Genomic DNA, 9,445 nt, shown 5'->3' with positions numbered 1-9,445 from the left:
CGTGGTCGTCTTCGCCCACCTCACCGGCAGCCGCCGGTAGTCCGGGGGCTCGGACCCGGGCTCGGGCTCAGGCGAGCCACTGCTGGTACGCCAGGTTCGCCACCAGCGCGAACACCACCGTCAGCAGCACCGCCCGGACGAACCCGCTGCCCTGCTTGAGGGCGGTCCGCGCCCCCACCATGCCGCCCGCCAGATTGAACAGGGCCATCAGGGCGGCCAGCTGCCAGAACACCGTGCCCTTCCAGGCGAAGGTCGCGAGGGCGCCCGCGTTGGTGCAGCAGTTGACGATCTTGGCGGTGGCGGAGGCGGTCACCAGGTCGAGGTGGAGCAGCGCGGTGAGGGCGAGCACGAGGAACGTGCCCGTGCCGGGACCGACGAGCCCGTCGTAGAAGCCGATGCCGAGGCCCGCGAGCCCGATCGCGGCGAGGACGCGGCGCGCGCTGACCGGGGTGGCCGGCGGCGCCGTGCCGAAGGCGGGACGCAGGATCACGAAGGTGCCGACGGCGAGCAGGACGACCATGACGACCGGCTTGAGCACGTCGGTGCTCAGCCCGGCCGCGACGAACGCGCCCGCCGTCGAACCGGCGAGGGCCGCGAGGCCGATCCGCACGGCCAGCCGCACGTCCACGGGCGTCTTGCGCGCGTACGTCACCGCGGCTCCCGTGGTGCCGACGATCGCGACCGCCTTGTTCGTGCCGAGCGCGTACGCCGCCGGGGTGCCGGCGGGCAGCCCGAGCAGCATGGCGGGCAGCAGGAGCAGCCCGCCTCCGCCGACCACGGCGTCGACCCAGCCGGCCGCCAGGGAGGCGGCGCAGAGGACGAGAATCACGGTCAGCGATATGTCAGGCATGATCGCGACCCTATGGGACCGGTGGATGTGCGATGCACGGACCCCGGGAGGCTTGAGGTGTTCCAGAGGTTCGCGCGCCGAGCCGCCCCGGGACCGGGATCCCGCCACGGCCGTCGGGCCGGGCCCCGTCACGCCCCGTCCGCCGGGTCCGGGGCCCGCCGCCCGAACCCTCACACCGCCGCCCCGCCCCCGCTGAGGGCAGCGTTCCTCCCGGGAAACAGAGGTGATGCCACCGGGTAACACCGGCACCGCACGGTGTGGTCATGACCTCGAATACGCGTGTGGTGGTGATCGGCGCCGGCCTCGCGGGCGTCCGTCTCGCCCGGCGGCTCGGCGAGCTCGGCGGGTCCGCGCTGGTCGTCGGCGAGGAGGAGCACCGGCCCTACAACCGGGTGCTGCTCGCCGAGGTGCTGGCCGGGCGCTACGAGCCGGAGGTGATCTCGCTCCCGGCCCCGCCGGAGCTGGTCCGCGCCAGGGTCGCCGGCATCGACCGCCTCGCGCGGACCGTGCGCTGCGCGGACGGTACGGAGATCGCGTACGACACGCTGGTCCTGGCCACCGGCTCCAACCCGGTGCTGCCGCCGCTGCGCGGTCTGTTCTCGCCGGACCACGAACTTCCCGAGGGCGTCCACGCGTTCCGCACCATGGACGACTGCCTGGGGCTGTCGAAGGCGGTGCGGCCGGGGGTGCGGGCGGTCGTCGTCGGCGGCGGTCTGCTCGGGGTCTCCGCGGCCCGCGCGCTCGCCGTGCGCGGAGCCCAGGTGGTCCTCGCCCAGCAGGCCGAGCGGCTCATGGAACGCCAGCTCGACCCGAACGCCTCGAAGCTGGTGCTGCGGCACCTGAGGGACCTCGGCGTCGAGGTGCACACCGAGTGCCGGGTGCGGGACGTGCGCTGCCTGGGCGGCGCGGTCCGCTCGGTGGAACTGGCCGACGGCTACGCGCTCGACGCCGACCTGGTGGTCCTGGCCTGCGGGGTGCGTCCGCGGGCGGGCCTCGCCAAGGAGGCCGGGCTCGCCGTCCACAAGGGCGTCCTGGTCGACGACGAACTGCGCACGTCCGACCCGCACATCCGCGCCGTCGGCGACTGCGCCCAGCACGACGGCACGGTCTACGGCCTCGCCGCCCCCGCCCTCGAACAGGCGGACGTCCTGGCCGAGTTGCTCGCGGGCGACGCGAACGGCCGCTACACCGGAACCCGTTCCCTGACCCGGCTCACCCTGACCGGCCGGAACGACCCCACCGGTCCCGCGCCCTCCGGCCTCGCCCCCTTCGACCTGGCCGCGTTCGGCGAGACCGAACCGCGCCCCGGCGACGACGTCGTCCAGCTCACCGACGCCACCCGCGGCACCTACCGCAAGGTCGTCGTCCGCGACGACCGCCTGGTCGGCGGGGTCCTCGTCGGCGAACTCGGCACCGTCGGCGCGCTCGCCCGCGCCTGGGAGGGAGCGGAGCCGCTCCCCGCGGACGGCGCTCCCCTGCTCCACCTGCTCACCAACGACGGAGGCTCCTGATGACTGCCACCCCGGGGGCCACCCCCACGATCGTGCTCGTCGGCCACGGCATGGTCGGCCAGCGCTTCCTGGAGGCGCTCGCCGAACGCGGCCTGACCGCCACGCACCGCGTGGTCGTGCTGTGCGAGGAACCGCGCCCCGCCTACGACCGCGTCGCCCTCACCTCGTACTTCTCCGGGAAGACCCCCGAGGACCTCTCCCTGACCGACATGGAGTTCATCCGCGAACACGGAATCGAGCTGTACGTCGGGGACCCGGCGGAGAAGGTCGACCGCGAGGCGCGCGAGGTGACGGCCCGCTCCGGTCTCGTCGTCGGCTACGACGTCCTCGTGCTGGCCACCGGCTCCTACCCCTTCGTCCCGCCGGTCCCCGGCAAGGACGCCGAGGGCTGTTTCGTCTACCGCACGATCGAGGACCTGCTCGCCATCGAGGAGTACGCGAGGTCCCGGGCGACGACCGGAGCCGTCGTCGGCGGCGGTCTGCTGGGCCTGGAGGCCGCGGGCGCGCTCAAGGGCCTCGGACTCACCAGCCACATCGTGGAGTTCGCGCCCCGGCTGATGCCGGTGCAGGTCGACGAGGGCGGCGGGGCCGCGCTGCTGCGCACGATCGAGGACATGGGCCTGGCCGTCCACACGGGGGTCGGCACGCAGGAGATCGTGGTCGGCGAGGACGGCGCGGTCACCGGGATGAAGCTCTCCGACGGCTCCGAACTCGCCGCCGACCTGGTGGTGTTCTCCGCCGGTGTCCGCCCCCGCGACCAGCTGGCCCGGGACTGCGGCCTCACGGTCGGCGAGCGCGGCGGCATCACGGTCGACGAGCAGTGCCGTACGGTCGCCGACCCGCACGTGTTCGCGATCGGCGAGTGCGCGCTGGCGGCGGACGGCCGGGTGTACGGCCTGGTGGCGCCCGGCTACGAGCAGGCGGAGACGGCCGCGGCGACCATCGCCGAGGACGAGAAGTCGTTCACGGGCGCGGACCTGTCCACCAAGCTCAAGCTGCTGGGCGTCGACGTGGCGTCCTTCGGCGACGCCCACGGCACCACCGAGGACTGCCTGGACGTCGTCTACTCCGACTCCCGCGCGGGCCTGTACAAGAAGCTGGTCATCGGCCGGGACGGCACGCTGCTCGGCGGCATCCTGGTCGGCGACGCGGAGGCGTACGGCACCCTGCGGGCCTTCACCGGCTCGGTCCCGCCCGTCTCGCCGGAGTCGCTGGTCCTGCCGGCGGGGGCGGGCGCCCCCGTACAGCTCGGCCCGTCCGCGCTGCCGGACGAGGCGGTGATCTGCTCCTGCCACAACGTCACCAAGGGCACGATCCGCGGCGCGGTCACCGAGCACTCCTGCACGACGGTCCCCGAGGTCAAGAAGTGCACCAAGGCCGGTACGGGCTGCGGCAGTTGCGTCAAGGTCCTCGGCCAGCTGGTCACCGCCGAGCTGGAGGCGAGCGGCGTCGAGGTCGACAAGGGCCTGTGCGGCTGCTTCGGCCGGACCCGCGAGGAGCTGTACGAGATCGTCCTGGCGCTCAGGATCACCTCGTACCGGACGCTGCTGGACCGGTACGGCCGCGAGGGCGCCCGGGGCGGTGACGGCTGCGAGGTCTGCAAGCCCGCCGTCGGCTCGATCATCGCCTCCCTCGCCCCGACGATCGGCGCCGAGGGCTACGTCCTGGACGGCGAACAGGCCGCGCTCCAGGACACCAACGACCACTTCCTCGCCAACCTCCAGAAGAACGGCTCGTACTCGATCGTGCCGCGCATCCCGGGCGGCGAGATCACCCCCGAGAAGCTCATCGTGATCGGCGAGGTGGCACGGGACTTCGGGCTCTACACGAAGATCACCGGTGGTCAGCGGATCGACCTGTTCGGCGCCCGGGTGGAACAACTGCCGCTGATCTGGGCCCGGCTGGTGGACGCGGGCTTCGAGTCCGGGCACGCCTACGGCAAGTCGCTGCGGACGGTGAAGTCCTGCGTCGGACAGACCTGGTGCCGCTACGGCGTGCAGGACTCGGTCCGGATGGCGATCGACCTGGAGCTGCGCTACCGGGGTCTGCGCTCCCCGCACAAGCTGAAGTCGGCGGTCTCCGGCTGCGCCCGCGAGTGCGCGGAGGCCCAGTCGAAGGACTTCGGCGTCATCGCCACCTCCAACGGCTGGAACCTGTACGTCGGCGGCAACGGCGGCGCGACCCCGCGTCACGCGGACCTGCTGGCCCAGGATCTGAGCGACGCCGAACTGGTCCGGCTCATCGACCGCTTCCTGATGTTCTACATCCGCACCGCGGACCGCCTGGAGCGCACCTCGACCTGGCTGGAGCGGATCCCCGGCGGCCTGGACCACGTCCGCGAGGTCGTCGTGGAGGACTCCCTCGGCATCTGCGAGGAACTGGAGTCGCTGATGACCGCGCACGTCGCGAACTACCGGGACGAGTGGGCCGAGACCATCAACGACCCGGAGAAGCTCTCCCGGTTCGTGTCCTTCGTGAACGCCCCCGACACCCCGGACCCGGTCGTCGGGTTCGTCCCCGAGCGCGACCAGATCAAGCCCGACCTGCCGCTGCTGACCATCGGCACCCGACCCCTCGAAGGAAGTGCCCAGCGATGACCCTGGCGCCCGAGACGACCCGGCCGGCGACGGCCCTCACGCTCCAGCTCCTGCTGGAGGAGGAGGACTGGTTCACGGTCTGCGAGCTGTCCCTGCTGACCCCGGGGAGGGGCGTCGCCGCCCTCCTCCCGGACGGCCGCCAAGCCGCCCTGTTCACCGACCGCGCGGGACGCACGTACGCCATCGACAACCGTGATCCGTTCACCGGGGCGGCGGTGCTCTCCCGCGGACTGACCGGCACCCACCAGGGGCGCCCGTTCGTGGCCTCCCCGCTGCTCAAGCAGCGCTTCGACCTGGAGTCCGGGCAGTGCCTGGACGACGAGGACGTACGGGTGGCGACGTACGAGGTGCGGGCCGCCTGAGCCGGTCCGGACCGGCCGGGCCGAGCCGGTCCGGCCACCCGGTCCCGTCAGCCCTCGAGCCCCTCGTAGGAGACGCCCGTCAGCCGCTCCGAGGCCGCCCAGAGCAGTTCCGCCCTGGTGTCGTCGCGGGTGCGGCCGGCCCGCCAGGACGTCGAAGGCGCCCCGCGCCACATCGCGAAGGACGGTCCGACGAAGGTGTCGGGCCGCACGCCGGGCGCGGTGGCCGCGTACAGGGTCGGCAGCGCCCCGGCCTCGGCGCTCTGGCCGAGGACGCGGTTGCCGATCTCCATCAGCCGTTCGGCTCCCCTGCGCCCCTCCAGCCGGGGCCCGGCGGTCTGTAGACCGGTGGAGGCGTAGCCGGGGTGCGCCGCGGCCGCGACGACATCGGATCCGGCGGCGGACAGCCGCCGCGCGAGCTCGTGCGTGAACAGGAGATTGGCGGTCTTGGACCGGCCGTAGGCGATCCACCTGCGGTAGGTCCCCCTCTCGCCGCCGGGGTCGCCGGGATCGAGGTCGGCCATGACGTGCAGCATGCTCGACACGGTGACGATCCGCGCGCCCGGGGTCTTCGCGATCACCGGGAACAGCAGCCCGGTGAGCGCGAAGTGCCCCAGGTGATTGACCCCGAACTGCGTCTCGAACCCGTCCGCCGTCGTCCCGTACGGCAGCGCCATGACGCCCGCGTTGTTCACGAGCAGGTCGAGACGGTCGTACGGGAAGGAGTCCGCGAACTCCCTCACGGACGCGAGGTCCCCGAGGTCGAGACGGGCGGACTCCACCTCGGCGCCGGGCACTTCGGCGGCGATCCGGTCGGCCGCCGCCCTGCCGCGCGTCTCGCCGCGGCAGGCGAGCACCACCCGGGCCCCGTGGCGCGCCAGTTCGCGCGCGGTGACGAGACCGAGCCCGCCGTTGGCCCCGGTGACGACGGCGACCCGTCCCCGCTGCCCGGGTATGTCCTTCGCGCTCCAGCCGCCCATGCCCCGCCCCTCCCGCTGCCTCGACGTCCGCCTCAGCCTACGAGCGCCACCGGGCCCGGCGCCCGCGTTTGCGGGGCGCTCCGACCGGGTGAACAGTGGATATGCGGGCCCGCAACGGATGAAGCAAGCACCACGCGAAGCGCATCTGGAGCCATCATGGCCAGACCCTCCAGGCGGCGCGCCGTCCACAACGTCAACGCATCCCTCCTGGCCGTGACGCTCGTGTTCCCCGCGGGTCTGACGAGCGCGGCAGTCCTCCGGGCCTCCGGCGCGAGCGGGACGTCGGCGGTCGAGACGACACCGCCTCCCTCACCGCCGGACATCCCGCCCCCCGCATCGACGCCGAGCGGCACGCCCACGCCCGACGGCACCACCTCCGCACCGAGCGGCACGCCCACGCCGGACGGCGGAACCTCCGCACCGAGCGGCACCTCGTCGGACCGGGAGAACACGACGGCCCCTGACCAGTCGTCACAGTCGCCGGGTTCCGCCGGCACGGGCCAGGGCGACGCCGACCCCCTCGCTCAGCAGAGGAAGCAGCTCGATGACACCGCGACGCGCCTGAACGGGACGAAGGACGACGTCCCCGGCGAACTCGTGCCGACCGTCGACGAGTTGGCCACCACGCTCGAAGCGGTCAAGGCCCCCGGCACATCGCTGCGGGACAGACAAGGGGTCATCGAGAGCGTCGGCCACCTGACCACGGCACTGACGGCCACCGGCGACGACGCCACGCCTCCGCGACTGCGGGAAGAGCTGACCGCGCTCGTGAAGCGGATGTCCTCGGCGCTGAAGGCGGGTCACGACGCGCAGGTGCCGGCCGAGGCACGGTCCTCCGACCTCGTGATCATGAAGCACACGACGTCCGCGCTGGACATGATCTGCGACCACCGGACGCCGGAGGAGCTTCGGGGACAGCTGCTGGCGATCTCGGAAGGGCTGAGCGACGCGGTCGCGGGGGGCCGCCAGACGGCCTCGCTGCGCGGGTTCGAGGAGCAGATGAGCGTCGCGCAGGCCGACGCCGCCGCCACCCCGGAGACGTCACCGGCGAGCGCCGCCGCGGTGATGCCCCCGGAGAACCGGAACGAGCTAGTCCGGATCGTGTACGAGCAGAACGAGAAGCTGCGGGTGGCCAGCGATCCCGCGGCGTCGTCGAAGGACCGGGCCGAGGCGGAGAAGGACATGCGGGACCGGTCCGCCCGCATCAACGACAAGCAGGAGGAGGCGGCGTCGGCCCAGGGGCAGCCGGAAGACCCTCTCGGCAAGGCGGCCGAGATCTGCACCAACGCCATCTTCGCGTCGTCGGCCGGGAACGAACTCCCCGAGGAGCTGAAGGACCTGGTTCCCGGCAGCTGGCGCCCGCAAGGGGTCAAGGACTTCTGGAAGAGCAAGGAGAAGAGCAACATCCTGCTCGACGTCCTCGCCGAGCTGCGGAACAACGACAGCGTCCACGCACCGATCAAGATCGCGCCGCTCATCACCGAGCTCGCCAGGGTCGTCCCGAGGAACGACCTGTGGTCCACCATCGGCCAGCGGGCTTCGTACTGCCAGTCGACCGCCGAATACCTCGACGAGGACTACGGGGTCAGCGTCGGGACCTGGCTCGAGTAGCCCGGCGGCAGCAGAGGGGTGGGAGGAGCCAGCAGTTCCGCGAGGGACACCTCGGAATTCACGTCCGCCTGCGCGGCCCCGTACCTTCCCCACTCCCGCTTCTCCTTCTGCACCCCGCCCGTGTCCCCTTTGAAATCGTACGGAGAAATCAGCGAATCGGGGATGCGCCCCGGGGACCAGAACGCCGTCACGTAGCGCGGTTTCCGCGTCAGGTTGACGAGATTGTCGTTGTGCCACACTCTCCCGTGGTAATAGATCTGCTGGAAGCATCCCCTTTCTGGAGGGCAGTAGTACCGCTTGTCGTGCCTGTCCCACGAATAGTGAGGAATTCTGAACTCACTCACGTCGATCTTCCCTCGGTCCTTCCTCATGTACGAGATCGTCAGATCGACGCCCAGGATGTCGTACTTGGCGTCCTTGGGCACCTGCACCACGTGCTTGCGCGTGTACTCCTCCCCGATCTCGAGCCGGTTTCCGGGACCGTAGAAATGCCCGCTGCTGATCGTGGTGTACGTGAGGTGACCGACATAGAGTTCCGATTCCCCCGAGTCCTCGCCCCGCTGTCCCGCGCTGTCCCGCCACTCCCGCGTCAGGTCCCTGTCGGGAGGGTTCTTGGAGTACAGAGCCCCTCTGCCGGAAACCTTGTAGCTGTCGTTCAGGATGTACACCGGAATCCCGCCCGTGTTCTTCATGGAGAGCGTCAGCGGTACCTGGAGGAATCCGAGCGAACGGTCCGTCCGCGCCTTCCCGAATTCCGCCTTCAAGGTGAGGTGCATCGGGGCCGCCGCGGGCTGGTACATGGTCGAGTACGCCAGGCTGACGCCGGTCAGGAGCGCGGTGACGACCACTCCGGCCGCGAACCTCTTGGGCTGCGGGACCTCCTTCCACGACCTGTCGCGCACGAGAAGGCACAGGGCCCACAGGGACCAGCACCACAGGAGCGTGAAGACCGGCACGAAGGGCGTGAACTCCGTCTCCTCGAGCCACATGAACAGCAGCAGACTGTCGGTGGCCAGCGCGATGAGCACGCCGAGCAGGACGATCGCCCCGGAGCCGCGGAACTGCCGTTTCCCCCCGTAGTCGAGTGCCGCGACGGCCGCCGCGCCCAGCACGACGCCCGACAGGACGAACATGATCCCGTTGAGCCGCTGCGCGAAGGTCAGGGCCCCGAAGGCGTCCGGCCACCCGACGACCGCGCCGAGGGCCATGGACGCGAGCAGCCCGGCCACCAGGAGCACGGTGACCGCGTGCCGTCTGCCCGGGCGGTCGGGCCACGTCCCGCTGTCGCCCCCGCGCCAGCAGAGGGCCACCGGATCCTCCAGGTCCAGGTCCTCCGGGTGGCCGAGGCGCCCGAGGATCTTCCGCAGTCCGCCCGCCGACCAGGCGTGGCCCACCGTCTCTCCGCCCACGACGACCCGCCGCAGCCCCCGGCTGTCCGGCGGCTCGACGACGACCCAGGGACGGATGTTCCTCATGATCCCAGGCTGGAACCCGCGACGGCCCGGTGCACCCGGGGCTACCCCGTTCGGCGCCCCGG

General features: G+C 71.9%; 7 protein-coding genes. 4 read left to right on the top strand and 3 right to left on the bottom strand.

What is annotated here, in order from left to right; translation table 11 throughout:
• Window positions 1–67: 67 nt before the first annotated feature.
• Window positions 68–850 (bottom strand): sulfite exporter TauE/SafE family protein, encoded by a 783-nt coding sequence (locus CW362_RS22650; protein ID WP_103551350.1) that lies wholly within the window; start codon window positions 848–850, stop codon window positions 68–70.
• 263 nt (window positions 851–1,113) lie between these two features.
• Between CW362_RS22650 and CW362_RS22645 the strand changes: the two genes are divergently transcribed.
• The 3 genes from CW362_RS22645 to nirD are packed head-to-tail and all read left to right on the top strand — an operon-like array spanning window position 1,114 to window position 5,320.
• On the top strand, window positions 1,114–2,361 hold the full coding sequence (locus CW362_RS22645) for an NAD(P)/FAD-dependent oxidoreductase (protein ID WP_103551357.1): 1,248 nt from the start codon (window positions 1,114–1,116) through the stop codon (window positions 2,359–2,361).
• Complete coding sequence (nirB, locus tag CW362_RS22640; RefSeq protein ID WP_103551349.1) at window positions 2,361–4,958, top strand: nitrite reductase large subunit NirB; 2,598 nt, start codon at window positions 2,361–2,363, stop codon at window positions 4,956–4,958. Before CW362_RS22645 ends, nirB begins: the two co-directional genes overlap by 1 nt.
• Entirely contained in the window at window positions 4,955–5,320 is a 366-nt protein-coding gene (nirD, locus tag CW362_RS22635) for a nitrite reductase small subunit NirD (RefSeq protein WP_103551348.1), read from the top strand. The genes nirB and nirD overlap by 4 nt, the downstream gene beginning before the upstream one ends.
• Before the next feature lie 47 nt (window positions 5,321–5,367).
• On the opposite strand, the gene CW362_RS22630 is transcribed toward nirD, so the two are convergent.
• Complete coding sequence (locus CW362_RS22630) at window positions 5,368–6,297, bottom strand: oxidoreductase (protein WP_103551347.1); 930 nt, start codon at window positions 6,295–6,297, stop codon at window positions 5,368–5,370.
• 156 nt (window positions 6,298–6,453) lie between these two features.
• Between CW362_RS22630 and CW362_RS22625 the strand changes: the two genes are divergently transcribed.
• Window positions 6,454–7,908 carry a hypothetical protein gene (locus CW362_RS22625; RefSeq protein WP_103551346.1) on the top strand — a complete coding sequence of 485 codons (1,455 nt, stop codon included), beginning with the start codon at window positions 6,454–6,456 and terminating at the stop codon, window positions 7,906–7,908.
• Here the strand turns inward: CW362_RS22625 and CW362_RS22620 are convergent.
• Window positions 7,875–9,383: a hypothetical protein gene (locus CW362_RS22620; protein ID WP_103551345.1), complete on the bottom strand. Its 1,509-nt coding sequence runs from the start codon at window positions 9,381–9,383 to the stop codon at window positions 7,875–7,877. The two genes, CW362_RS22625 and CW362_RS22620, sit on opposite strands and share 34 nt — an antisense overlap.
• Window positions 9,384–9,445: the final 62 nt, after the last annotated feature.

Source organism: Streptomyces populi, from assembly GCF_002911015.1.
Lineage (GTDB): Bacteria > Actinomycetota > Actinomycetes > Streptomycetales > Streptomycetaceae > Streptomyces > Streptomyces populi.
The sequence above is the reverse complement of the archived record's forward strand: the minus strand, read 5'-3'. Positions and strand labels throughout refer to the sequence as shown.